Raw genomic sequence first — 25,737 nt, 5'->3', positions numbered from 1 at the left:
GACAGTTTTATTTAAATGCTTTCTAAATAAGTGAACGGTCATAGTTCCACATTTATATTATGATTTTTGTACAGTATTTTTGTGAATCGAATTAGACAAAGTGATGTATAACCAGTTCAAATCAGTCAGTTTATCACATCGGAATGCTCCTCTTGCTATCAGGGAACAGCTTGCATTGAATGAGGCGGAAGCAAAGAGCATGATGCTTCGTCTTAAAGATTTTTTCGATATCTCCGACGTTCTTACCGTATCTACCTGCAACCGCACCGAAATATATTACTCCTGTGCCAACGATCTTAACGAAGACATTATCAAGCTTTTGCTGATCGAAAAAGGAGTGGAGGATGTAGAAAGTTTCAAAGCCTATTTCGAGCAGTTTTCCGAAGGTGATGCTGCGGTACAACACCTGTTCCACGTAGCCACAGGTTTGCAATCACAGGTGGTAGGAGATATGCAGATTCCGAACCAGATCAAGCATGCATACCAATGGTCGGCCGACCTGAACATGGCCGGGCCGTTTTTGCATCGCCTGCTTCACACCATATTTTTTGCCAACAAACGCGTAGCGCAGGAGACATTCTTCCGCGATGGCGCAGCTTCCGTTTCCTATGCGGCCGTAGAATTGCTGGAAGGCCTCATGCCGAATCCCAAAATCCTCGTGGTAGGATTGGGCGAGATCGGAACGGATGTATGCCGCAACCTTGCCCAAAACACCAATGCGGAAGTGACGCTGGTGAACAGGACCCGCAGCAAAGCCGAGGCGTTAGGTGCGGAGTTGGGTTTCCGGGTGGCGGATTTTGCAGATATTGAATCCGAAATTTCAAATGCCGACATTATCGTATCGTCCATCCAGCGCGAAGAGCCTTTCTTCACGAAGGAAATGATGGTACGCCTCCGCGGCATGTCGTTCAAATATTTTATCGACCTCTCGGTACCACGCAGCGTATCGCCGGAAGTGGAAGAAGTGCCGGGTGTAATGCTCTACACGATCGATTCGATCCGGTCGAAAGCCGATGAAGCGTTGCAGCGCCGGCTCGATTCTGTTCCGCATGTGGAAGAGATCATTAGCGAAGCGGTAGTCGAATTCAATGACTGGTCGCGCGAGATGATCGTTTCACCGACGATCCAGAAGTTGAAAGGCGCACTCGAACAGATCCGCAAAGAAGAGTTGGGACGTTTTACCAAAAACCTTACCGAATCGGAGCTGGAAAAGGTGGAACGCATAACCACCAGCATGATGCAGAAAATCCTGAAACTGCCGGTACTTCAATTAAAAGCAGCTTGCAAAAGAGGAGAAGCCGAAACGCTGATCGACGTATTGAACGACCTGTTCAATCTGGAAAAAGAGAAAGAAAGCCATTAATATCACATAGACCTCTTCCAATATCATGCTCCCTGGCCCACGCCCGGGAGTTTTTTTATGCGCAAAAAAGAGAGGGTGACATTCGCCACCCTTTCTATGTATTACCTTACCCTCCACAATAATTAATTGTATCTTCAAATCCGCACCGCACGTCGCACGTCGTGCCCGGCGCTTTTGGATTGGTCGTTCGTTACCATGAAACGACATACGACGGAGGAACTTCTTTAGATCACTCGCCCGAAAAAATATTTTTAAAATTCTCTAATCCTGGTCTCGGCTCATGGTTTCCAGCATCTTTCCTAAGTTCAGGCTGCGGGCGGATGCATTAAAAATCTGCCTGTAAACACCATTTTGCTCGTACAAATCTTCATGTCTGCCAGATTCTACGATCTGTCCTTTCTTCATGACATAGATTTGGTCGGAATCCAGAATTTGGGCAAGGCTATGCGAAATGATGACGACGGTCCGGTTTTTCTTGATGGCGTCGAGGCTGTTTTTGATCTGCTCGGTGGCGATGGCGTCGAGGCTGGCCGTAGGCTCATCGAGGAAAATGATGGGTGGGTTTTTGAGAAAAAGGCGTGCAATGGCGATGCGCTGTTGCTGACCTCCCGAAAGCAGTTGGGCATCCGTTTCGTATCCGTCGGGCAGCTCCATAATCTGCTCGTGCAGATAGGCACTTTTAGAGGCCTCAACAAGCTCGTCCCAGGTGGCATCGGGTTTGCCGTACCAGATGTTTTCCGCAATGGAGCCTTTAAAAATGTGGTTCTTTTGAAGTACCATTCCAATGGCATTTCTAAGCGAGGACAGGTCGTAAGATTTTAACGGTCGGCCGTCGAGCAGGATCTCGCCGGCATCCTGCGCATAAAAACCGACGAGGAGGTTAATTAACGTACTTTTACCGGCTCCCGAAAGCCCTACCAGAGCGGTCGTTTGCCCCGATTTGATCTCCATATTGATGCCGGATAATGCTTTGGTGCCATTGGGATAAGCAAACGACACATTCCGAAGGTGGTAGTCGCCGCGAAATTGTGTTTTTACGATTTCTCCACTCGTTTCGACCGAGTTGCCGGCATCCAGAATATCGAAGAAACCTTCTGAATAGGTTAGCGCGTCGTTCATCTCGTCATAAATGCGGTGCAGCTGGCGGATAGGGGCGGAGACGTTGTTGAAAAGCAGAATATGGAACATGATCGCTCCGATGGACATTTGCTGGTCGAGCACGAGATAAGCGGTGAGAATGATGATCAGTACCACACCGATTTGCTCAATAAAGCTCTTGATGCCGTCGTAAGTGAAGTTGGTCTTGCGCGTTTTGAGTTGTGAATCCATCAGCTCCATTTGCAGCCGGTACTGTTTTTCGCCTTCCAGTTTCTCGCGTACGAAGGACTTGATGACAATCACCGATTCGATGAGGTTAATGAGTCCGTTGCTCTTGTTCTCACGTTGCCGTTTCAATTTGCGGCGGACGCCTTGCAACTGGCCGGCTTGCTTGTAGCTTACCCAGAAATAAACCGGCAGAATAGCTAAGGCAATGCAGCCAACGTAGAAGTTAGCCGAGAACATAATGCCCAGCGCGACGACCGCATTCGCGAACAACGGCAGAATATCGATAAAGAAGTTCTGGATCAGTTTCGTAAGGCTTTCCGCACCCCGGTCGATGCGGGTTTGCAGCTTGCCTTTCTGGTTCTCATTATCGCTGAAAAACGCCAGATTGTAGGTCAAAATGCGGTTAACGGCATTCTGCGCCAGATCGCTGGAAACTTTGATACGGATTTTTTCACCAAAATACCGCTGCCCGAAAACGATAAACGTGTTCACGATTTCCTTCACGAACAGTATTGCCGTGATTTGAAGCAGCAGTTCCTTGCCTTGCAGAATGCCCCAATGCTGGTCGAGCATGGATTGCACCGTATCGACGGTGTATCGTAGGACCCAGGGATTCACCTGGGCTGTAACAGCACCGAGTAAGGTAAGGAATAATGCAAAGGCGATTTGCCGGTGATACGGCTGGACGAAAGGACGTAGTCTTTGAAAGATTTGCCAGATATTCATGCAGGATCAACAACAAATCCTGCAAAATGATTTGAATATCTGGCGCTTAACTATTTCTTGGGCTTTTTACCGGAGCGTTTGATAGGTCGCCCGTATTTGGCCATCTTTTCCTTCGCGTGATCGCGGCGTACATTAACCTTCTGATTTTTAGCTTTCTTTTCGTGAAATGCCGGACCGACGTCTTCGCGTTTGGGACGTTTCAGTTCGATGTTTTTCATGAAAATTTTGGGCTCTTCGTCGGGTGTTAGTATTTCCGAAATTTTCAACCCCTCGGGCAGCGGGAGCATGGGTATTTCAAAATCCATCAGTTCCTCGATCTGCTGTTGAAATGGCTTCTCGCGTTCGGTAATGAAGGAAATGGCAATACCCTTCTGGTCGGCCCTGCCTGTGCGGCCTATCCGGTGAATATAGTTTTCGGGTACTTCGGGAATATCGAAATTGAAAACGTGCGAAACCTCGGCCACGTCGAGTCCGCGGGCGATGATGTCGGTAGCGATCAGGATGCGGTAATTGCCGGCATGGAACTGCCTGATCGTGTTGAAGCGGTGGTTCTGGTCCTTATTGGAATGGATAACCCCTATTTTGTTCATATAACCGAGTTCCAATTGGCCGTAAAGCTGATCGGCGAGCTTTTTGGTGGCCACAAAAATCAGGACCTTGTTCATTTCCTCGTGCCGGTCGAGCAGGAAATCGATCAGATTGACTTTGGTGTAAAAATTGGGGACATCATAAGCCTGCTGCTCGATATTCTCCAAAGGCGTTCCGACAGGGGCCGCTTCGATGCGCACCGGGTCATTGAAATACGTCTTCATCAGTGCTTCCACTTCCTGGGTAATGGTAGCCGAGAAAAGCAGGTTTTGACGACGCTGTGGAAGCAAATCGAGGATGTTTTTCAGCTGCGGGCGAAACCCGAGGTTCAGCATTTCGTCCACCTCGTCGATCACCAGCTTTTTGATATTTTTACTTTTCAAAGAGCCGTTCAAAGCAAGGTCGTATAACCGGCCGGGCGTGGCCACCACCACATCGGCACCTTCATGGAGTTCCGCCATTTGAACCTTGATATTCCCGCCGCCGTACACGCCTACCGCTTGCAGCGTTGTGTATGCTGCCAATTTTCGAACTTCCTCCAACACCTGCACCACGAGCTCACGCGTAGGTACGAGGATCAACAATTGCGGCAGGCGATCTTTGGCATACTCAATCTGCCGGAGTGTTGGTAACAAATAGGCGAATGTCTTTCCGGTACCGGTTTGCGCGATTCCGCAGACGTCCTTTCCGGACATCATAACCGAAAAAACCTTGTGCTGGATGGTGGTCGGTGTCGTATATCCCGCTTCTGAAAGCGCTTTCAGAAGTGGTTTGGTGAGATTTAAATCTTCAAAAGTCATAATACAATTCGTAAAAGACTACAAAGGTAAGGCTAATCCCTCTGAACGCATTATGCTAACCGTTTTTATCTAATCGCTCCCGGAATGAAGAGGAAGGTTGAATGGCGATGCCGGAAATTGATAGACGTTCTTTTGGAGCGTCTGACTTACAGCTTGATCAATACCTTAGACTGTACATAAGAAGCCCTGGTGTTCGGGTCCAGAAAGCGGAAATCGAGGATTCTCTTGGGGTATTCCTCGCAGCTCCCGAGGATTTGCAGATCAGGCCGGATGGCCTTGAATTCCCCCACGAAGTTCTGGTGAGTATAAACCAGGCAATTTTTCATACCGATCAGTTTTCCAAAATCATCTACCTCGGTAACCTGCGTACCCGAGTAAAAGCGAAGGCTGTAAGGCGTTCCGGCCTGGTAGCTGAAAAGCCGCTCGTGCGATGCGCCGTTTGCCCTGGCGATAATGCCGAGCTTTGCAGGCGCCTGGTATTCATAAATATTAGGGTAAAAATAGGTGGTAAGCACGATATTGGCCCCGATTGCGAACACTACACATCCCGCTATCAGCTTGTTGCGGACAGTCGAAAAGAAGATCAGCCAGGTAAGGACGCTGAGAAGCGCCATGAAATGGACCAATCCGTAATAATTGTCGGCCGGAAATGTGAACCACACGAGGCAAAACAGCAGCGCGAGCGCGGCATATGCGGCTACCGCATGTACGTATGCGAGCAGACCTGAGAAAGTTTCGGGATCATTTTCCAGGCGGCGGATAATGTAGACTGCCGTCACCACCGCAGCCACGGGGTAAGCCATATACACGTCAAAAGTTGCCCTGAAAGGGTTGAGATAACTGAAAATAAAAGGCATGATGATCGCGAGCAGGCATATCAGTTCATGCTTCTGTCCTCCATCCTGATTTGGGAAAATAACCCGCCGAATCAAATCGATCATAGCCAGTATCAGGAAAATCGTCCATGGAGAGAATGTGATCAGCAAAGTGAGCAAGGGATCAATCGGCCACTGATCCGTATTGTCGGGAAAGGTGTTTTTAACCCAAATCAAACCCGCCGCGCCGATGAGGGAAAACAAAAGACTGGTAATGTTCCTGGTTTCGAGGTAGGCGTTGATTTGCCATAATGTGAAAATGAAGCATGCAGCCAGGTAGCTGGAATCCCCCAACTCGTTGTTGACCAGAAATGTGGCCTGGGATGTGGCCAGGATCAGTACGGAAAGGATCGCCGACTCTGTTCCCGCGAGGGCGCGGGTAAAGCGGTAAGTGCAAAACAGGCTGAAAAGAATAGCCAGAAAGCCAGGAATGTGGAGTGACAGCTGATTAATTCCGAAAAGCCGCATAGCGCCTACGGAGAAAGAAATAATAGGCGGGGATATGCCCGTCTGTTCATTTAACCGGCCATTTTTTACCGTTTCGGCGGAGACAGCGGCTATTTGGGCCGAAAAATCCTCGGGAATCAGCATCAGCCAGCCGATCAGCCAGATCAGCACAGCGATTCCGAGGCCCCATTGGGTGATTTTCAACAAATCCTTTTGAAGCATAGGCAGTGTGCGTTAAAACCTACCGGTAGCAAAAGTAAAGAAGGGCACTCAGATCTGGATGCCCTTCTATTCATGAATTATAGTGTGTCAGCGCGTACGTAGCCTTCCGGTATGCTTGTTGTAGGTCCCGAGCGGGAAGCTCAACCCCACATTGATACCCCAGTTGTTGTTTCTGATCTTTGAATTATCGAGTCTCGTTACATCAAGTAATCCCAGTCCGTACCGTACGTCAAAATTCAGCCAGATCTTCTCTTGCAGGCGATAGTTCAATCCACCTCCGAATGTAAGACCCAGGTCGAATGGAGCGTAAATACGGTTGTTGGAATCTCCGTTGATGTTGTTACCGTTTTTATCCCTTGCGCCAACCAGGAAATTGAGGTTAGGGCCGAGGAAAATCTTCGGACGTACACGGTCGCCGTAACGTCCGAAAAAGAAGGTGGCCAGCAATGGAGCCTGGATATAGTTTAGGTTAATTTCATTGGTTTTATTGTTGATTTGCGCGCCTAGCTGTGTAAAAAGCAGCTGCCCGCTAAAACCAAAGCCCGACTCGGAGCTGTAATTGTAGAAGCCACCGATGGTCAATCCGGGTTTCCAATCGGTATTCGAAACATCGCCGTGGAAATTGGCAATCGATAATCCTACCAGCGGGCCGATGGAAACGTTTTCCTGAGCTTGTGCCCGTGAGCTACAAAACACTACTACGAGCAGCAAAAAAATGCAATTTTTCATTTAAATGTGAGTTTGGGTGCGTCAATCCCGCTAAACACAAATTATATGCCAAATGCGCACTTTGTGGGTGATTTTATTTAACCAGCTTAACACTAGCACCGTGTATCGCCATATTTATAAAATCACATTTGAATTCATGTTGAATTTCGTGGAAAAACGTCTACGAATTGTATACGTTTCCCGCAAAAAACGGCTAATTTCCGTTATTCATCGGTATCATCTTCCGGCTGATCGGGAATCTGGAAGGGTTTGAGATAGGCTTTGAGTTGAGACGGGACAAGCCAGTGTTTGTACACTTTTCTGATATTTTTGATCTCGGCTTTCAATTCATTGATATTGGTATTGAATTTCGCGATAACAGTTACCTGGGAATTGGCGTACTGATAGGGTAGGCCACAAATGGCGGATATTTTCTGCTGGATGGCGATTTTTTGCTGATCCAGCTCCTCTACTTGCTGCCTCAGGATCTTGTTGTAGTAGCTCAGTTGATTTTTATGAAGGTTTTCAAGCCCGCTGCGGTCGGTTTGTTCGAGCTCCATTTGTAGTTTCAGGAGGTCGAGCAGGTTGTTGGCCTGGTATGCTTTCGTGATGCGCTGCATTGTTTCGGTTTTACGCAGCTTTTCGACTTCATCGGTTTCCCGGTCGGGGTGGAATGTTTTCACGAGCTCCATGTAAACGCTCCGAACTGATTTAGTGGTTTTTGCCTGCTGTGCTTCCCGCGTGCGCTGATCCATGCGCTGTTCCCTTCTTTCCGCCTTAATGCGTTGCTGCTCGTCTTCCGGCAGCTCGTGGAAGGAGACTTCGGGCTCCGTTTCGTACACACTTTCCAGCAAAAATGCAGGATCTTTGATCCGGGATACCTCCCTCAGGCGTTCTTCTTCGAGCAATACGTCGATGTCCACCGGGCTATATTTGTTAAAAACAGGTTTTAACTCGAATAGCGCGTGGTTTTTAATGAGGTCGTAGGCATTTTCGGCGATCAGAAAGGCCAGTTTGGTTTGATAGGCCTTCCGGAAATGCTCCGCTTCGTAGGTCCGGTCCCAAAGGTTCACAATATCGGCCCGGTAGCCCTGGTATTCCCGCACGAGCGGATCGAGATCACAGGGGATTCGCCGTAACATTTCGTCGAGCGCCTGTTGAAGGTCGGCGATCTGGCGGTCGAGCGCTTCGATCGTGTCGGAAAGCGTATTAAACTCCTTTTGTTTCTTGTTGAGCGGTTTGTCTTGCTCGGGGATATGCAGGATGGCGGTGTCGGTCATGGTCAGTAAACAGCGCTCGCGGGATCACAGGTTCAGTTCCTGGTAAGAAATCAGTATAATCGCCGCTACCGCAAGTACCAGTCCCCACTTATTCAGCGTATTGAGGCGCTCTTTGTATAATGCCCAGGCCGCGAGGGCCGAAACTAGCATAGTCAGAATGTTATAGATCGGGAAAACATAGGCTGCGCTGTTCCCAAATGCAGCAAGCGCCAGCAGCAGAAAATAGAGCGATAAAAAGTTGGGTACGCCGAGCAGCAATCCTCCGACAACGCTGCGGAGTTTCAGTCGATGGCCGTGCGCGACGATGCGGTAGATGAGGATCGAAGTGCCGATCACTACGGCGCCAAAGCAGGCGATGATCATAAAAACCGTGATCTGCCCGGCAGGATAGTACTTGGACGACAGGAAGTTGATCAGTGTATTGTTCGTCCCTGAGGCAAAGAAAGTCAGTATGGGCAAAATCCATAATGCCTGCTTCGCGGCTTGCCTGGTATTTCCCACATCGGAAGATTTCGGCGAACGCTGGATTGCGCCCAATGCAAGTGCGACGAGGGCGAGCACCAGTCCGAGGTAGTTGAATGCGGTAAAGTCTTTGTTGTTATTTTTGAAAACAAACAGGCCGAAAAGTACCGGAATTACCAGCGACATATTCCCCGCGAGCGACGTGGCTGTTACGCTTACTTTTTGCGCAGTAAGCCCTATGAGCATAAATGCCGTAACGAACATCGCCCCAAGGGCCATCGTGAGGATCGTTCCTTCCGAGCCCCATCGCACTTGCGTGAAGAGGTTCAAATCGGGCGTCAATACAAGCCCGGTAAGTACACAGGAGTAATAATTGAAAACGACTGCATGGAATGAATCCACCTGATAGCGCGGGTAAGCGCGCATGATCAGGTAGAGCATGACAGTAAAAACAACCGCTAGCAGGAAGAACAGCATGGCGCAGCGGCTTATCTGCCAGTAAGGATTTCGTCGATCACGCGCGGGTAATGGGCGTATTCGAGCGCGTGCACTTTGCGCGCGACGTCATCGGGCGTATCGCCGGGCGCGACATCGCATTTCGCCTGGAAAATAATATCACCTTCGTCGTAATGCTCATTCACATAGTGGATCGTAATCCCCGATTCCGTTTCTCCGGCATTGACCACCGCCTCATGTACGAAATGCCCGTACATGCCTTTGCCGCCGTACTTCGGTAGCAATGCGGGGTGGATATTGATCATTTTGTTCGGAAAGGAATTGACGAGTACCGGCGGTACAAGCATCATAAAGCCCGCCAGCACAACCAGGTCGATCCCTTCGTTTTGCAGGATCTGTGGGATTTTTCCGGTATGGTAAAAGGTTTTCCGGTCGAAAAACACCACCGGTATCTGCAATTTGAGTGCCCTTTTGATCACTCCGGCCATGGGATTGTTAGTGAAAATCAGCGACACATCCACGTCGTCGCGGCCCATGAAATGTTCACAGATCTTTTCGGCATTGGACCCCGAACCGGAGGCAAAAATGGCAATTCTCTTCATTATTAAGCGTAGTTGGTATGTGATAGATAAGGAGTATCGGTGAAAAAATACCCGGACAAAGCTATAAAAAGAACGGCTTGCCGACGAACCGGAAGCCGTTCTTTATGGAAATGTTAATATTGAGTTGTCTGATATCAATATATTTTGGACAGTTCGCTATATCCAATCAGTTTCCCTTTACGGTACGTCTCGGTTTTCAAGTCCCAAACAATACCGGGGGCACGGTATGAAACACTCTGCATTTCCATTTTAACCGGAAAGCCCATGACCATTTCCATATTCATGTCGGAATTGATTTTATAAACATCATAACTTCCCGCAGGAATGGTCAGTTTTTCCTGGCCGGCCACCGTGCGGTTTTTGATAAACATATTAAAAACCACCGGCATTGGTCCGGACTTTCCTTCTCCTTTGACGGCCGCGTCCTTCAACTTGTCGCCCACTGATAGTCTGGAAGGAATTTCGATATTGTCGTAAGTAAATTTCATTTCCATATTCTGAAACGATTTCAACTGTTCCTGACTAATGAGCGAAGCGGCATCCAGCGTCAGCACATTTCCATCGCATTTCATCTGGTAAGTGTTTTTTAGCTCGGATTTACCTTTCGTGTTGAAAGATTCCATGTCAATCGTCACCACCGTATTGCTGCCTTCCCTGGCTACCTTGGCAATTTTATACGTGAGCTTGCCAAGCGCCTTGCCTTTGCCGTCGTAGTTGTTCATTTCAAATCCGCCTCCTTCTTTAAAGGCAAAACCGGCGCATTCCTGGGCATAAGCCCTCAGACTGAGCACCATGATGCAGGCGATGCTCCATAGGATTAACTTTTTCATATCCGTAATAGCAATTTAGTTTTGGGGTAACCAAATATAACTTTTCAACCGGTTAATTAAACGGCGTGCAAGGTTAAATTAATCGGAGCGTCAGGTCCAGATCATCGTGATCAGCCCGAGCAGCATGATGATCTTGCAAAGGCTGCTGATGTCTTTGAAATCACGGCGTGTGTCGGCCTGGTACAGGCGCAATGTGAGCAATGCGATCGGGATCAGGAGCAGCAGGAACAGGAGGGTGAGGAGGTTGTTATGCAATGCGCGCGCCATCACGAAAAGCGTCAGCACAAAAACGACAATGACCGAATACAGGAATGTTTTCGTACGTCGGATACCCCATATGATCGGTAGGGTGCGGCAGCCGTGCGCCTCATCGCCACGGATGTCTTCCATATCTTTCACCACCTCGCGGATCAATGAAATGAAGAAAGAAAATACCGCGTAAATGAGCACCAAATGCCTGTTAGCCGGATAATGCACGGTGAGTATGAGCAATGTTAGCCCCGTGAGCAGGGAAACAATGAAGTTCCCGATGAACGGCAGCCGCTTGTAACGCTCGGAGTAGAACCAGAGCAATGTGATTGAAAATACGTTGATAATGAAGACGTACGGACTCACCACCAGGCCTAATATAGCGCCGACGACATTCAAAACCTGGTGTGCGCCCATGGCCCAACGGCGTTTCAGGTAGCGGCCTACCACCACTCTTTCGGGCTTGTTGACAATGTCGATTTTGATGTCGAAATAGTCGTTGATAATGTAACCTGCGGCGGCAATGCAAACCGTCGAAAGCGAGAGTACGAACATGTCGAGGTCCGTCACGATCGATTTCCATTCATGGCGCGGGCCGATGAGCAGGATGCGTGTAAGGTACTGTGTGAGGGCCACAATGACGAGATTGGTCATGCGCACAAGACGCGCACTCCCGGTGACATAATCCCACGTTGTGATCTTGGGTCTGGCCGACACATTCATGAAGTTTGACGCTGGAAAAAGAAGGTTTAGGCAATAAAATTATTCATTTTATCCCATTAACGACAATTCTTCACTTCTTTATCCATTTGTGGGATAAAAAACGTGCATTTGTTGTTAGCTATTTTGTACCGTTATCCGGACGGTTGTTCATACCGGATATTCAACCATTTGCCGACCTAATATGAAAATTGGTATCGTATGCTATCCTACCTTCGGAGGAAGCGGTGTGGTAGCTACCGAGCTTGGAAAAGCGCTTGCGAAAGCCGGCCACCAGGTTCATTTCATTACCTATTCCCAGCCTCAACGACTGGACTTTTTTAATGAGAACCTCTATTATCATGAAGTAAATATACCTGCCTATCCATTGTTCCAGTATCCGCCTTACGAGTCGGCGCTGTCGAGCGAAATGGTGCACGTAGTGGCCAATGCAGGACTCGATTTACTTCACGTACATTACGCGATCCCGCACGCGTCGTCCGCATATCTTGCCAAGCAAATTCTTGCAGCACAGGGCATTCACATTCCGGTGATTACCACCTTGCATGGGACGGACATTACGCTGGTTGGGAAAGATCCTTCCTACGAGCCGGTGGTAACATTCAGTATCAATCAGTCGGACGGCATTACCGCGGTTTCCGATTCGCTTAGAAAGGATACCTACGATCATTTCAAGATTACCAAGGACATTGAGGTCATTCCCAACTTCATCGACCTCGACCGCTTCAACAGGCAGAAGAAAGACCATTTCAAACTCGCCATTTGCCCTAATAACGAGAAGCTGATCGTCCACACTTCCAATTTCAGGAAGGTAAAAAGGATCGATGATGTGATCATGATCTTCGAAAAGCTGCGCAAGCTGCTGCCCAGCAAACTGCTCCTCGTAGGCGACGGCCCCGATCGGATGCGTATCGAGCGCCTTTGTAAAGACCTGGATATGTTGTCGGACGTTCGTTTCCTGGGTAAACTGGATGCGATCGAAGAGGTACTCTCCGTAGCCGACCTGTTCCTGATGCCTTCCGAATCCGAAAGTTTCGGACTCGCAGCGCTGGAAGCATTGGCCTGCGAAGTGCCTATTATTACTTCCAATGCAGGCGGTCTGCCTGAGCTTAATGTGCACGGGGTAACCGGCTTCCTGAGCGATGTGGGTGACGTGGAAGATATGGTGAAGCATGCGGCCTATATTCTGGACGACGCCAACCTGCCTACTTTCAAAGCGAATGCGCTGGCCCGGGCGCGGGAATTCGATGTAGCGAAGATTCTGCCGCATTACGAGGCCTATTATGAGCGCGTGGTAGAGAACAGCAAGGCGGTTGATCTGGCGTAAGCAACCGCCGGTAAACAGATAGCACCGCTCAGTTCCCGGTTTCGTCTTTCATGCGGTTTTCCTTATATTCGTGTGCTAATTATGTTAGGTTTACGTTATTGATTGAGGTAAAAAAACATTGTTGAAAGATGAAAGTGCTATTTAATATATTATTTATATTCCTGCTCCTGATCGCATTCGTGCCGTTTTTCCGGCGTTTCCTTTTCCACTTGCTGGTGGGCAGGCAGTTGATCAAGCAACAGGAGAAAGCATACCGCGCACAACAGCAGGCCGAGCGCGCCCGTACGAAGCCGGGAGGTATCCGGGTCGACAGCGCCCCGCAGAACAACGGCGATTCGTCGAGGTTCAAAGGTGGCGAGTATGTGGATTATGAAGAAGTGAAATAAGAAGATTTTAGAATCGATAGAAAGCAAAGAAGCCCGGGTCACTCCGGGCTTCTTTGCTTTGATATGAATGGGTTTTATTGCTTGATGACCTTGAATGTGGCATTTTTGCCTTTGGAGTCGATATGCAAAAGGTAAATGCCGGACGAAAGGTTACGGAGATCGAGCCGCTCCTCTCGCTGGCGGGTTTGAAGGCTGCGCAGCACCGCGCCGTTTGGCGAGATCAGCCGGATCGTTTTCTCATCACTATTTTCCGATTTTACCGTAAGAATGTCGTGAACCGGATTCGGGGCGACGAATACCTGGAATCCGGGCGCATTAGGCTCGGTCGCTGTCACCACTTCCACTTTCACCGTGGACGGAGAATCGATGAGGCCGATACCGCAGCCATTGGAAACCCGGAACAGCCGATAATACTGGCTGGGGGATGCCTGGAATAATTCAATGACGTCGGTAGGAGTGTAGGCTTGCCGGTTCATCACCGAGCCGTCGGTACCGAACTGGTAGTACCATGGCCCGCCGCCGCTAAGCAGAACAGTTACCTTCGGATTGTTGACGCCATCGAAAATCACTGTTTCGGATGCGAAACGGGCCCGGGCTTTTTGCATCGCAGCAAGCGGTGTGCCGTACGCACCGCTGCCCGTGTTCGCGTCGGATGCAGTTACACGGATGCGGTATTGCGCCGTGGGAGAGAGGTCACCTGGCACGATAGCCTGGATGGGTTTGGCGTTTCCTATGGTAGTTATATTGCGGAAGTTCCGTCCGGTGCTGTCCGAAATCTGTACGGTAAACGTATTGCCGGCAGAGAATGTCCCGGCTGTCTTGTAATCAACACTAATCGTATCACCCGTACAAGCGTTAAAACCCGATTTGGTGATAATCGCAGTGACCGTAACGGTACGTTCCGAAGGTGGGTTGACTTCTACGGTCGCCGAGCCGCTAACCACGCCATTGCCGCAGCCATTGACGATAGAAGTGATAGTATAGGTCGTCGTTTTGGTCGGTGTTACGGCCACGTAGATTCCCGATCCGGCTGAGCCATAAATGGTTCCCGAGGTACCGTCGGAAAGGGTGTACTTTGCCATATCCGAGGTATACTTATTTGTTTTGATAATCAGCTGCGTCGACTCGCCGCTATTGATCGTCGTGTTACCGGAGATCGTCACGCTTGGTTTGGTGGTGACGCCTACGCCCAGGGTCGTGGAAAGGCTGTATTTCGCAACGGAACAAATGATCGCATAATAGCTGCCTGTCAATGCGTCCGGCAGTTTGAGCGTAACGCTGCCTTTGAGGGCCCGTGTAGAGTCGAGCACAATGGTTTTGCCGTCATTACTCTGTTCTTTGATGGAGAAGCGCACGTAGCTGTCGGACAGATCGGCGTCTCCTATGAGCTCATAATTCACGGTAATGGAACCACCCTCGCACACGGCTGTGCTTTGCGCATAGGCGTTCAGGCGCGGGGTCACGGTCACATCGACTTTGCCGCTTGCAGTGCCATAGCCGCAAGCGTTACTTACTGCAACAATGCTATACTGCTGGCTTCTGGCAGGCGTAACATACCAGCTCTGGTCGCCGCTATAAAAGTCCTGGCGGGAATTGTCGCTGAAAATGGCAGTGATAGGCGATGCGCCTTCCGCGCGAATACGGAGCGTTAGGCTTTGGCCTGCTTCTATTTTAACAGGGTTACTCTGCCCGTTGTCAGGTGAAAGCGTTGCGGTGGGCGGCCCTGAGATTTGAGTGCTCTGTGGTTCTGATATCGAGCCGTCGGATGAGACGATACGCAGTAGGTAAGATCCCGTGGCGAAATCTTGCGGAACGTTGGTATTGAACTGTTTACCCTTCTCGCCGGTCACAAGCGGCGTGAAATCGGATGTGTTGTTTGGCGCTATTTCCAGCGAGTAGCTTGCACCGGTGTCCATTCCTTCTGTAATACTAAAAGGAAGTGCGAGAGGAGATCCCGCGCAGTAAACCGGCGCGAGCCCGGAGATAAACTGGATGCGGTTAGGCATGGGGCGCATGTAAGTCTTTTTATTCACCGGGAAAGTCCCGCATTCATTGGTCACCGACTTGATTTCATAGGTCGTCGTTGCGCCCGGTTTCGGTTTAACCATTAAACCATTATAATTGGGGCCGAACGTATAAGTCTTCTCCACATCGTTCTCCGTATAAATCATACTTAGCAGAGAGGTATTTGCATTCACTGACAGCGAAGCTCCGGCATCGCTCGCCACGTATTTGTAAGGCTCCTCCGGCCGTGTGTCGGGGTATATGTAAAAATCCTTCGCCGGAATCTGGATCCGTGTGCGCTCAACATTGCTGAAAAGCACCGGATTAGAGGAAGCGATGCGAATTTCCCCTTCATAGGTGTAGGACTGGTCTACCGGAATCTTTACTTTGTATTTACCGCCATGTTCCACGACCCGCAAAGGCTTAAAATCACAGCATGGCTGGTTGGTTTGAATGCTGAACTTATTACCGGCACCGAATTGCCCGACTGTGCCGAACACCACTTCAACACTGTCGCCGTTGCAAATGGTGGCTTTTATAGGTTCAATGTAAATGCCAGGCTCTGTGGCATTTTTCACAGTAAAGGTTACCGAGCCCGGGTTATCGTTTTTGAAGCAGGTATTAGCAATGGACTTGATCTTATATTCGGTAGGTCCTTTGACAAAAAGCTCGGGACCGTTGGCGTACCAGGTGTCAATCGTCTTGACTGTTCCGTCCACTTCCTCCACGACGTACGGAGCGCCGCCGTCCATATAGTAAGAGATCGACAAACGTCCCGGAATGTTCAGGACCGTGCCAGACGCCGAATTGGCGGAGTAATTGATTTTGGGAGGGGTTTGAATGATCAGATTAAAGGTATAATTGGATTCGAGGCTGGGGTTTGTGGTGACGATCTGAAAGCTTGCATTGGTGTAGCTTACGGACGTGGAAAGTGGGAATTCGAGATATTCGCCCGAACGCTTCGCGTTCACGTAGTAATTGTTGCCGTTGCTTGGGCTTACCTTAATTTTAAACGTCGTCGCATCCGTAAGCTGGGCGCTGGAAGCGAATTTTACCCGGGTATTTGGCCCTGCGCAGGCAACCAGGCTGCTATTAGGGTCCGTAGCGAAGCGTATGCCTGGCCTCACCTTGATTTGCAGGACTTCCTGGTCGATGATGTTTACGGTGCCGCAGCCTGAGGTAACGCTTTTAATGCTATAATTCTGGTTGGATGAAGGCGATACGTAAAAACCCAGGTCCGAATAGCTGCCGGTTGCCTTGCTACCGTCGGTGAGCTCCACCACAAATGGCGGAAGGCCGTATGCCTTAACATTCAGATATACCGGGTTGCTGATGTCGGTCGTCTGGCTTGGCGTGGCGAAAGCGGCACCGGTTTTGGGCCAAACAGTGATGGCGTTTTGTGAAGGGGAGGAAACAGTCGCGGGACTGTCGGTAATCACCTGCACGCTAAACTGCTGACCGTTTTGCAGTTTCAGTTTATCGGGGAAAGTTGCTACGAGATAATTGCCTTGCAGTGTTGCAGGTACTTCCACCGATCTCCGCGAACTCTGCCAGTAAGTCTCCGAAAAACGGATGCGGTACCTGGTTTGCGCATTGAATGGCGTGCCGGCGGTCGAGAAAGTTACCTTAACGTCGCTATTTTCACAAACTACGCTTGGTGCAACGCTCACCGTCTTCACAGACGTGGCATTGATTACCGGCTGGTAGCGCCCGCCGACCTCCATGGCGCCACAGGTATTTTCGGCGTGTGCAATGGTGTACACGGCATTCGTACCCCGGACCGTAAGTGGTTGGTTGACCGAAAAGCCGCCCGGATTGGCATAGAAATTGAACCGGGTACTATCATTGAGAGTCACCCGGACTTCCCCGACACTCGTTCCTGAAAAAGGAACCGACACATTGTCGAATGTATTGATAGTATCTTTCTGATTGGTCGGGTTGAGGATAATTCGACCTCTGGTGTACACAAATGTACCGTAGGTCCATCCACTCTGTGTCTTAGGCGACGAAGCGACCGCCCTGAATTGAACCTGCCGGTTAGCATAAGTAACAGAATCTGTGAGGGTAAATTCCAATCTTCCGTTGCTGAGTACGGCAGGAAATTCGGCCAGGGTGACCTGATTTTCGGCTGCGCGCATTTGGACTGAAAATTTGTTGTCCGCGTTGAAGGATCCGCTGGTGGTCACATTGAGCCGGAAAGGCACGTTCGCGCAGATCGAAGCGTAATAATCACCATTGAGGACAATTGTAGGGGACTGCGCAGAGGCAACGAAAGAAACACCGAGCCACATTGCAAAAATGCAAGCGTAAAATTTGTACATGTAGGGGAGTGGTTACAATATTTCCCGAAAATAGCACATTTAAGTCCAATGTCGGGGAGAATGTGACCACTATTTTATTTCGGTTTACAATGAGGGCAAACGCAAAAAGCCCCGGATTTCTCCGAGGCTTTGCGTATTGCTAATTGCTATCTTACCGGCTCAGGTAAAGATTCCTTTCGCCATAAATTCTCTGAAAGAACTCATCTTCCAAATCCTTGATGAAGTAGATCGCTTCTCCCGTCGATTTCATTTCAGGGCCGAGCTCCTTGTTCACATTCGGGAATTTGTTGAAAGAGAACACAGGGATTTTGATCGCCCAGCCGTTTTTCACCGGTTTGAAATTGAAATCTTTCACCTTCTTGTCGCCCAGCATCAGCTTGGTAGCGTAGTTCACGTAAGGTTCCTGGTAAGCCTTGCATATGAACGGTACCGTACGCGAGGCACGCGGGTTGGCTTCGATCACGTACACGACGCCGTCTTTTACCGCGAATTGTACGTTGATCAATCCTTTCACGTTCATTGCCAATGCAATTTTGCGGGTGTGCTCTTCGATCTGGCGGATTTCGTCCGCTGTGAGGTCGAATGGAGGCAATGCTGCATGTGAGTCACCGGAGTGGATACCAGCCGGCTCAATGTGCTCCATGACACCGATGATGTAAGCGTCCTCGCCGTCGCAGATTGCGTCAGCTTCTGCTTCCAATGCACCTTCGAGGAAGTGGTCGAGGAGGATATTGTTGTCCGGAATGTCTTGCAGGATTTTCACTACATGTTGTTCCATTTCCTTCTCGTTGATCACGATCTTCATGCTCTGTCCACCCAAAACGTAGCTTGGACGAACCAGCAACGGGAAGCCCAGCGTGCGTGAAAGTTCCACCGCAGCGTCGGAAGTTCTTACCGTGCCGAATTTCGGATAAGGAATGCCCAGCTCTTCGAGCAATGACGAGAACCGTCCGCGGTCTTCGGCCCAGTCGAGCGAGTGGAAATCGGTACCGATGATTTTTACACCGTATTTTTCCAGTTTCTCAGCCATTTTAAGGGCCGTCTGGCCACCGAGCTGAACGATCACGCCCTCAGGTTTTTCGTGCTCGATAATATCGAAAACATGCTCCCAGAAAACGGGCTCGAAGTACAGTTTGTCGGAAATATCCGGGTCGGTAGAAACAGTTTCAGGGTTACAGTTCACCATGATGGTTTCGTAACCTGCCTCTTTGGCCGCTAATACACCGTGTACACAAGAGTAGTCGAACTCGATACCCTGGCCGATACGGTTAGGTCCTGAACCCAATACCATTACTTTCTTGCGATCGCTGACGATCGACTCGTTGTCGGGGAATTCCTGCGAGGTGTTGAAAGTAGAGTAGTAGTAAGGTGTTTTAGCTTCGAACTCGGCCGCACAGGTGTCAACGCATTTGTACACACGCTTGATACCCAGTGATTTCCGGCGATCGTAAACCTTGCTTTCCTTCGTGCCGAGCAAATGCGCGATCTGGCGGTCGGCGTAACCTTTCTGTTTCGCTGTCAAAAGAAGTTCTTTCGGCAGGTCTTCCAGGTCATATTTCTCGATTTCGTGTTCCAGCTCGATCAGCTCTTCGATCTGACGCAGGAACCACGCGTCTATTTTGGTCAGGTTCTGGATCGTTTTAAACGACAGACCTATTTTGAATGCATCGTAAATGTGGAACAGACGGTCCCAGCTAGGATGTTGCAGGCTGTGTTTGATCGCTTCCTGGTCGCGGAGTTCGCGTCCATCGGCACCCAGGCCATTGCGGCGGATTTCCAGCGACTGACAAGCTTTTTGCAATGCTTCCTGGAAGTTACGTCCGATACCCATCGCTTCACCTACGGATTTCATTTGAAGACCCAGGGAACGATCAGCACCTTTGAATTTATCGAAGTTCCAGCGCGGAACTTTCACGATCACATAGTCGATCGAAGGTTCGAAGAATGCGGAAGTGCTGCCGGTGATCGGGTTGATGAGCTCGTCGAGGTCGTAACCGATCGCCATTTTCGCAGCGATTTTTGCGATGGGGTAACCAGTCGCTTTGGAAGCCAGCGCCGATGAACGCGACACGCGCGGGTTGATTTCGATCGCGATGATTTTGTCGTCGGCAGGGTTCACCGAGAACTGTACGTTACAGCCACCCGCAAACTTGCCGATACCGTTCATCATTTTGATCGACAGGTCGCGCATTTGCTGGTACAATGTATCAGGAAGCGTCATCGCCGGTGCTACCGTGATGCTGTCGCCGGTGTGTACACCCATCGGATCGAAGTTCTCGATCGAACAGATGATGATGAAGTTACCCTTGCTGTCGCGGAGCAATTCGAGCTCGTATTCTTTCCAGCCCATTACACTTTGCTCCACCAATACCTCGTGTACAGGCGATGCGTGCAAGCCGTAGTTAAGCGCTTTGTCGAAATCCTCTTCTTTCTCCACAAACCCACCTCCTGTACCGCCAAGGGTAAATGAAGGACGGATTACCAGCGGGAAGCCGATTTCCTGTGCGATCTCTTTTCCTTCGAGGAAAGAGCGGGCTGTGCGGCCCTGGCACACGTTTACGCCCAGTTCGAGCATTTTCAGACGGAATTTCTCGCGATCCTCGGTTGTCTCGATCGCCTTGATATCCACTCCGATAATATCCACCTCATACTTTTTCCAGATACCCGCCTTATCGCAATCGATCGCCAGGTTCAGCGCCGTTTGGCCTCCCATAGTAGGAAGTACCGCGTCGATGGGCTTGCCCATCGCCTTGTGTTTTTCCAGAATCTCAACGATGTACTTCTTTTCGAGTGGCAACAGGTACACATGATCTGCACTGATAGGGTCAGTCATGATGGTTGCAGGATTGGAGTTGATCAGAACTACCTCAATCCCCTCTTCGCGTAGTGAACGGGCTGCCTGGGAGCCAGAATAGTCAAACTCGCAAGCCTGACCGATGACGATGGGGCCTGAACCGATAATCAGAACGGATTTGATACTCGTATTTTTGGGCACAGTAAATGGTAATTTGTAGAAATGAAGGAAATACTTGAACAACTTTTGGCAGTTGCCTGACGATTTTGAGCAGGGGTACGTCCAAAAATTCCACAAAGTTAATTCTCATATCCGAAAAAGGACAGGTTGTGGGTTGAAATAACTGTAAAATTTTAAAAACGGGTCATTAATAGTCAGTGAGTCAAGTAGTTGTAAAATACATTTGTGTGCTACTGAAAGGGCGCGATGGCGGGGGCGGAGATGTCGAAGTCGCGCAGGCGCAGGGGAACGTTGCCCGAAGCTGCGAAACGGGTAGGAGAAGAAAGTTCGGGGATATTGACGTAATATCCGAAGCGTACTTGCAGGGTATTGAAGGTAAGGTTTTCATTCCGGAGCCGCAAACCCAGTCCGTAACCCTGGTACAGCGGGCTCTTCCAAAGATGCGGCACGCCATTGACGAGGCCTATATCCGCAAATACAAAATAGGCAATACGAAAACCTAAAAGGCTCTTGTCGGAGAAGAATACGGTCTCGGTTCCGATGGTCAGTTTCTTGGTCCCGATCAGCCGGTCGTTGTTGATACCCCTGATGCCGCGGTCGCCGCTGATATTGAGGTAATCCAGCGGGTCCCTGTTAATGCCCTTCGCAAACCGGATGTTAACAAACTGCCGGAAAAAGCTGTACCGGAAAGGGATCAGATTGCTGATATAAGTAACTTCCCCATTGATAACCCCTTGCTGCGCCACGCCTTTTTTGGAATAGGTACCCAAATTGGCCAGACCATAGAAATACCCGAGATTGTGGGGGAGGTATTTGCCCGTCGCAAATTGAAGGCCGCCGTAGCCGCGCGCACCAAATTCGGTGTTCTCGCGTCCGATCGTGAGCGCGAACAGGCTACCCACCGGCACGTCCTCCGTCCGTCCGAACCCGTAGATCAAAACGTCGCGTTTGTAGTTCCGGTTGGAAAATCCCAGGCTGATGAGCGTTGCCGTACGGTTCCAGTAATTCTTGTTCAGGTTCGGTGCTACCTCCGGGCGTTCGTCGTAATTGTATTTGTTATGCCTGAATGCCGTCACGATCCGGGAGTTCTGCGCTAGCTTGCTGTCCGCGAAAGGGAATTTGAATGCCCGCCCGATCCAGAAATCGTAGTATTTGTAGTCGGTCAACAGGAGGGTTAGCGAGTCTTTCGATTGCAATTCCCGCTTGATTTGTCTTGTGTTGTAATGCCCCACTTCCAAAGCACCGGCATATTTCGTCTCGGTCGTGATAAACCGGCGGTTAAAACGGATGGATTGCTCTTTAAGATCACGCTCGAAGATCAGGCTGGCCTGGGCGGTAATGAAGGTTTTACCAATATAAGGGACCGTATAAATGGCGCGGAACTGAAACTTTCGCACGGAATCCCTGGAATCCCAACGAATGGCCGTTCGCTGGGAATGCGTGGTCCCGCGCACGTTGATGTTTTCAAGCCCCAGACCGAATTTATTGAAGGAACTGAAACTCCCCGAGAAATTAAGCGACCATGCATCCTGAAGGAGTACGATGATATCGGCCATCCAGGTAACATCCTTTCGGGGAATGACAATGATACGCGCATCGACGAACATCCGGTTCGAACGCAAAAGACGTTCCGTGTCTTTCAGAACATGCGCCTGAATATCGTCGCCTTCCGAAAACAACAGGAATGATTTTCGGATAATACCTTCCCGCGTGTTGGTATGAACACTTTTACTTAAAAACCTTTCGAGCTGGTTACCTTTCCGGGTGGTGTCGTAAACTGACTCGCCCAGGATGTTCAGCTGGCGGATGTATATTTTCCGGATCACCATACCCTCGTAGGGCGTAAACGGGTTGGTTTCGATCTCCTTGACCTCGGTGACTTTTCCCTGGTTGTAAACGTCCCTGAACAGTAGCCGGTAAACTGCCCGTGAAAACTTGGTTTTGGACATCCGGGCTTTGAGGTTGGTATACCGGATGCTGTCGCGGCTGTGCACTTCCAGGCTGTCGGGGTTTTGTGCCGACGCGCAGAAGGAAAGCATCAGAAACAACAGCAAATATTTGCACATGGGCTATCCGGGTTCCAAATCAACTGTTTCTTAACGCAAACGCACCAATGCGAGGTATAAAACTACTGGCCGTTGACCTCGATCAGCGCCTTGGCCGTCTTTTCCGTTTCGCTTGGTGCCGGGGCATTTTTAGTGGCAAACTTACCATTGGGCCGGATAATGGAAAATGTTGCAAAGTCCAGCGGGTTAAGGCGGAAGAGCAGGTCCATAGCCTGGTTATCGTCTATCGACATGTGAATGCCTTTTAACCTGTGCCGTACGATGTACTGGCGCAGCAATGCATCCGAAACCGTGTAATTCTCGGTTGAAAAATGGACAAACAGAAAAACGATATCTTCCGGTAGCCGGGCTTGCAGTGCCGGTATGAAATCCAGTTCCTCGCGGCTCTTGGCATCCTCGATATTCCATTTGACGAGGTAGATGGTTTTTCCCTTCAGGCCATCCACAATGCCGTTGAACCAGGAAGTGCCGCGGTCGTTCGAAGCACTGAGGTAGTAGCCGGGCAATGCCTCGACCGGAGCTGTCCTTACATTTTTGAAATCCGCCAGTTTCCGGATATCCGCGCTGTCCTTCACTTCGAGCTGGACGATCTCGTCGAGCGATTGTTTGAACTGCGGAATACCTGTTCGCGATTTAATATGGTTGTTGAGCAGCAATTGTTGCGGGTAGGTGTATTTGTAAAGGTTTTTGGCCAGGTAGCGCACTTTAAGGAACTCGGTAGCCGTGCTATCAAACAAGTCTCCGTAAATACGGCTTTCGCGTTCGTAATTGAATAGCAGGTTCAGGACCATTTCATTGCGGGCAAAAAGCTTGTTCATAAAATCGAGTTCGCCTTTTTCGGCCAGGCCGTTCGCCGCAATCTGGTTCAGGTGCTGGCGGTCGTCGGCAGAAAGGTTTTTAGAATTGTCCCGGATCAGCGCTGCCATCAGCTTTACGGGCAGGGAGTTGGTCCTGCTGGGATTATCGAATTTTTTCCCTTCCACCAACTGGTCGGCGTAGTTGCCGAACCGGTTGGCCCATATTACCCGCTGTCCGGTCAGCGGTGCCCTATCCAGGCGTTTCAGGCTGTCGAGCAATGCCTTGCTAACCTGGTACTGATTACTCAACGCGTGTTCATACAGAATCTGCAACTGCTCCTCGTCCGTAACCGATTTGACCCAATTATATAAAACAGGCGAGGCTACCGTGTTCTGTGTAGCTGCCTTGACCGATCCAAGCCGCAATTCGCCACGGCTTTCGGCGATAAAGCGGGCATCCGACGGACTTTTATCCCAGAATAATTTGAAAAAATCGGTGCCTAATGTCCTGCTGCTGTTCAGCCGCTGGTTTTCTGCTGCCAGGTATGAAGGATATTGATTGTTGGCGTCCGCATTGGCGCCGGCGAAATAAAAGAGCTTTTTAGCCCTGCCAATGGAGTCGCCGTTGAAAGTAATTTCGACGGTCCCAGGCGATCCGAGAAAGGTAGTGAATGCCTTTCCACCGTAATCCATATAAATTTCTTCCTGCGGGAAAAGCATGGGAAGGGATACACGAAAAGTACCGTCAGCTTGCAAATCGGCCTGCTTGCTTAGCTCCGATTGCGGTTGCAGGATGTTATTTCGTGAAAAAGTAATGAATGGGGCCTGGCGATAAAGCCGACCGTTGAGGTTGCTGATCCGGCCCTTGATAATAAGAGAGTCGGTAACTGCGAATGCTGAATGCAAAAAGCCGAGAAAGAGGGCCGTCAGTATGATGAAGCGCATGCGGGTGATCATTAAAATTTGGTAACGAAAAATAACGAGGCTTTTTCATGCTACCAAATATGCGTGATTATTTGCCCGAATGCACGAAAAACATATACTAAGCCCTGTCCGGATTAGTGGACGGTTCCGGTTGCTTACCATCTTCATACCGGACGTAAATGCCGTGGTATCTTTCCTGTGCATCATAGTCCTTGCGAAGCGGATGGCCTTCCCAGTCTTCCGGAAGCAGGATCCGCCGGAGGTCGGGATGCCCCTCGAATGTAATGCCCATCAGGTCGAAAGCCTCACGCTCATGCCAGTCGGCGGTACGCCAGATGTGGCTCACGGTTGGCACGGAGGGCAGAGAAGCCCCAACCGTATTTCTCGGGAAAACGGTTCTAAGGATCAGATCCAGACCGTAGGGAATGGACGTGAGGTTGTAAATAAGCTCCATGGTATCGGCAGCGGCACCGTTATCGATGGCCGTAATGCAGGCCAGATAATCGAAATACAAGCGCTCGTCTTCGTGTAAAAAGCGACACACGGCAGCGATTCCTTGCGCGGGGACGGCCAGCGCGGGTTGCGGGTTTTTGGTTTCAGCCGTAATGGCGTATTCCGGGAACTGGCCGGCGATGATATCGGTGATTTCCTGAAAAGTCATAGATGGGATTAGGATAAAACGGCTTTCGCTTCTGCGGCTTCCATTTCAAGAAACAGACCGGGTGCGACTTCCTGCTTGCCGCGGATTTTTTCCTGCAATTTCATAAAACCTCCGATCAGCGCCTCGGGCCGGGGTGGGCATCCGGGAACATATACATCCACGGGAATAATGCGGTCGACACCTTTCACGACATGGTATCCATGCTCCCAGTAGGGGCCTCCACAATTGGAGCAGCTGCCCATCGAGATCACGTAGCGCGGCTCCGGCATTTGTTCGTACAACCGGCGGATGCGGTCGGCCATTTTGAAAGTAACTGTCCCGGCCACGATCATCACGTCCGACTGCCTGGGCGAAGGTCGCGGCATTATACCGAAACGTTCGAGGTCGTAGTTGGCCGCGTAGGTAGCCATCATCTCAATCGCACAGCAAGCCAAACCGAAGCCCATAGGCCATAACGACGACAGTCGGGCCCAGTTCATCAGGTCTTCCGCATTGGTCAGGATAATACCGCCGTCGCCGGTTTTGATTCGTTCGCTCATGAATATTTGAAGATGCCGGATTTTGGTACGGATATTGCTTTAAAATAGATTATCCGTCTGCAAAACTAACCATATTTGGCAAGA

The 25,737-nt window shown here is 49.9% G+C and carries 18 protein-coding genes; 3 read left to right on the top strand and 15 right to left on the bottom strand.

From position 1 onward, the window contains the following. The first annotated feature begins 103 nt into the window (after positions 1–103). Positions 104–1,363 carry a glutamyl-tRNA reductase gene (gene hemA / locus J7619_RS04645; RefSeq protein WP_291194743.1) on the top strand — a complete coding sequence of 420 codons (1,260 nt, stop codon included), beginning with the start codon at positions 104–106 and terminating at the stop codon, positions 1,361–1,363. A 261-nt stretch (positions 1,364–1,624) separates the two neighbouring features. On the opposite strand, the gene J7619_RS04640 is transcribed toward hemA, so the two are convergent. The 9 genes from J7619_RS04640 to J7619_RS04600 all read right to left on the bottom strand — a co-directional run bounded on the left by J7619_RS04640 (position 1,625) and on the right by J7619_RS04600 (position 11,657). Next, complete coding sequence (locus J7619_RS04640; RefSeq protein WP_291194740.1) at positions 1,625–3,415, bottom strand: ABC transporter ATP-binding protein; 1,791 nt, start codon at positions 3,413–3,415, stop codon at positions 1,625–1,627. A 50-nt stretch (positions 3,416–3,465) separates the two neighbouring features. Beyond that, positions 3,466–4,803 carry a DEAD/DEAH box helicase gene (locus J7619_RS04635; protein ID WP_291194737.1) on the bottom strand — a complete coding sequence of 446 codons (1,338 nt, stop codon included), beginning with the start codon at positions 4,801–4,803 and terminating at the stop codon, positions 3,466–3,468. Between the two features lie 146 nt (positions 4,804–4,949). Further along, the gene (locus J7619_RS04630) at positions 4,950–6,347 is read right to left on the bottom strand and encodes a glycosyltransferase family 39 protein (protein ID WP_291194734.1); all 1,398 of its coding nucleotides are present in this window, start codon (positions 6,345–6,347) and stop codon (positions 4,950–4,952) included. A gap of 87 nt (positions 6,348–6,434) precedes the next feature. Continuing rightward, positions 6,435–7,076, bottom strand: a complete 642-nt coding sequence (locus J7619_RS04625) for a porin family protein (RefSeq protein WP_291194731.1) — start codon at positions 7,074–7,076, stop codon at positions 6,435–6,437. 203 nt (positions 7,077–7,279) lie between these two features. Then, complete coding sequence (locus J7619_RS04620; RefSeq protein ID WP_291194728.1) at positions 7,280–8,335, bottom strand: hypothetical protein; 1,056 nt, start codon at positions 8,333–8,335, stop codon at positions 7,280–7,282. Positions 8,336–8,359: 24 nt separating this feature from the next. Further along, positions 8,360–9,274 carry a hypothetical protein gene (locus tag J7619_RS04615; RefSeq protein WP_291194725.1) on the bottom strand — a complete coding sequence of 305 codons (915 nt, stop codon included), beginning with the start codon at positions 9,272–9,274 and terminating at the stop codon, positions 8,360–8,362. A gap of 11 nt (positions 9,275–9,285) precedes the next feature. Beyond that, positions 9,286–9,855: a phosphoribosylglycinamide formyltransferase gene (locus J7619_RS04610; RefSeq protein WP_291194722.1), complete on the bottom strand. Its 570-nt coding sequence runs from the start codon at positions 9,853–9,855 to the stop codon at positions 9,286–9,288. Between the two features lie 134 nt (positions 9,856–9,989). Next, positions 9,990–10,685, bottom strand: a complete 696-nt coding sequence (locus J7619_RS04605; RefSeq protein WP_291194719.1) for a hypothetical protein — start codon at positions 10,683–10,685, stop codon at positions 9,990–9,992. A 90-nt stretch (positions 10,686–10,775) separates the two neighbouring features. Next, on the bottom strand, positions 10,776–11,657 hold the full coding sequence (locus tag J7619_RS04600) for a geranylgeranylglycerol-phosphate geranylgeranyltransferase (RefSeq protein ID WP_291194717.1): 882 nt from the start codon (positions 11,655–11,657) through the stop codon (positions 10,776–10,778). A gap of 181 nt (positions 11,658–11,838) precedes the next feature. Between J7619_RS04600 and bshA the strand changes: the two genes are divergently transcribed. Continuing rightward, positions 11,839–12,981: an N-acetyl-alpha-D-glucosaminyl L-malate synthase BshA gene (gene bshA, locus J7619_RS04595; RefSeq protein WP_106598535.1), complete on the top strand. Its 1,143-nt coding sequence runs from the start codon at positions 11,839–11,841 to the stop codon at positions 12,979–12,981. Between the two features lie 128 nt (positions 12,982–13,109). Beyond that, positions 13,110–13,367, top strand: a complete 258-nt coding sequence (locus J7619_RS04590) for a DUF4834 family protein (protein ID WP_291194713.1) — start codon at positions 13,110–13,112, stop codon at positions 13,365–13,367. Positions 13,368–13,441: 74 nt separating this feature from the next. On the opposite strand, the gene J7619_RS04585 is transcribed toward J7619_RS04590, so the two are convergent. The 6 genes from J7619_RS04585 to nuoB all read right to left on the bottom strand — a co-directional run bounded on the left by J7619_RS04585 (position 13,442) and on the right by nuoB (position 25,653). Beyond that, on the bottom strand, positions 13,442–17,692 hold the full coding sequence (locus J7619_RS04585) for a T9SS type A sorting domain-containing protein (protein WP_291194711.1): 4,251 nt from the start codon (positions 17,690–17,692) through the stop codon (positions 13,442–13,444). 151 nt (positions 17,693–17,843) lie between these two features. Further along, entirely contained in the window at positions 17,844–20,687 is a 2,844-nt protein-coding gene (gene carB / locus J7619_RS04580; RefSeq protein WP_291194708.1) for a carbamoyl-phosphate synthase large subunit, read from the bottom strand. A 209-nt stretch (positions 20,688–20,896) separates the two neighbouring features. Continuing rightward, a complete protein-coding gene (locus J7619_RS04575) occupies positions 20,897–22,732 on the bottom strand; it encodes a hypothetical protein (RefSeq protein WP_291194705.1) in 1,836 nt (611 codons plus the stop codon). Positions 22,733–22,794: 62 nt separating this feature from the next. Then, entirely contained in the window at positions 22,795–24,474 is a 1,680-nt protein-coding gene (locus J7619_RS04570; protein WP_291194702.1) for a hypothetical protein, read from the bottom strand. Positions 24,475–24,571: 97 nt separating this feature from the next. Next, positions 24,572–25,114: an NADH-quinone oxidoreductase subunit C gene (locus J7619_RS04565; RefSeq protein WP_291194699.1), complete on the bottom strand. Its 543-nt coding sequence runs from the start codon at positions 25,112–25,114 to the stop codon at positions 24,572–24,574. A gap of 8 nt (positions 25,115–25,122) precedes the next feature. Continuing rightward, positions 25,123–25,653 carry an NADH-quinone oxidoreductase subunit NuoB gene (nuoB, locus tag J7619_RS04560; RefSeq protein ID WP_291194696.1) on the bottom strand — a complete coding sequence of 177 codons (531 nt, stop codon included), beginning with the start codon at positions 25,651–25,653 and terminating at the stop codon, positions 25,123–25,125. Between the last annotated feature and the right edge of the window lie 84 nt (positions 25,654–25,737).

The sequence above is a fragment of the Dyadobacter sp. genome, assembly GCF_017744695.1.
Taxonomy (GTDB): Bacteria; Bacteroidota; Bacteroidia; order Cytophagales; family Spirosomataceae; genus Dyadobacter.
Note: the sequence above shows the minus strand (reverse complement) of the source record. Positions and strands in the feature narration are given on the sequence as shown.

Coding starts and splice junctions, on each gene's coding strand:
- hemA (WP_291194743.1), top strand. CDS start 104: ATGTATAACCAGTTCAAATCAGTCAGTTTATCACATCGGAATGCTCCT.
- J7619_RS04640 (WP_291194740.1), bottom strand. CDS start 3,415: ATGAATATCTGGCAAATCTTTCAAAGACTACGTCCTTTCGTCCAGCCG.
- J7619_RS04635 (WP_291194737.1), bottom strand. CDS start 4,803: ATGACTTTTGAAGATTTAAATCTCACCAAACCACTTCTGAAAGCGCTT.
- J7619_RS04630 (WP_291194734.1), bottom strand. CDS start 6,347: ATGCTTCAAAAGGATTTGTTGAAAATCACCCAATGGGGCCTCGGAATC.
- J7619_RS04625 (WP_291194731.1), bottom strand. CDS start 7,076: ATGAAAAATTGCATTTTTTTGCTGCTCGTAGTAGTGTTTTGTAGCTCA.
- J7619_RS04620 (WP_291194728.1), bottom strand. CDS start 8,335: ATGACCGACACCGCCATCCTGCATATCCCCGAGCAAGACAAACCGCTC.
- J7619_RS04615 (WP_291194725.1), bottom strand. CDS start 9,274: ATGCTGTTCTTCCTGCTAGCGGTTGTTTTTACTGTCATGCTCTACCTG.
- J7619_RS04610 (WP_291194722.1), bottom strand. CDS start 9,855: ATGAAGAGAATTGCCATTTTTGCCTCCGGTTCGGGGTCCAATGCCGAA.
- J7619_RS04605 (WP_291194719.1), bottom strand. CDS start 10,685: ATGAAAAAGTTAATCCTATGGAGCATCGCCTGCATCATGGTGCTCAGT.
- J7619_RS04600 (WP_291194717.1), bottom strand. CDS start 11,657: ATGAATGTGTCGGCCAGACCCAAGATCACAACGTGGGATTATGTCACC.
- bshA (WP_106598535.1), top strand. CDS start 11,839: ATGAAAATTGGTATCGTATGCTATCCTACCTTCGGAGGAAGCGGTGTG.
- J7619_RS04590 (WP_291194713.1), top strand. CDS start 13,110: ATGAAAGTGCTATTTAATATATTATTTATATTCCTGCTCCTGATCGCA.
- J7619_RS04585 (WP_291194711.1), bottom strand. CDS start 17,692: ATGTACAAATTTTACGCTTGCATTTTTGCAATGTGGCTCGGTGTTTCT.
- J7619_RS04575 (WP_291194705.1), bottom strand. CDS start 22,732: ATGTGCAAATATTTGCTGTTGTTTCTGATGCTTTCCTTCTGCGCGTCG.
- J7619_RS04570 (WP_291194702.1), bottom strand. CDS start 24,474: ATGCGCTTCATCATACTGACGGCCCTCTTTCTCGGCTTTTTGCATTCA.
- J7619_RS04565 (WP_291194699.1), bottom strand. CDS start 25,114: ATGACTTTTCAGGAAATCACCGATATCATCGCCGGCCAGTTCCCGGAA.
- nuoB (WP_291194696.1), bottom strand. CDS start 25,653: ATGAGCGAACGAATCAAAACCGGCGACGGCGGTATTATCCTGACCAAT.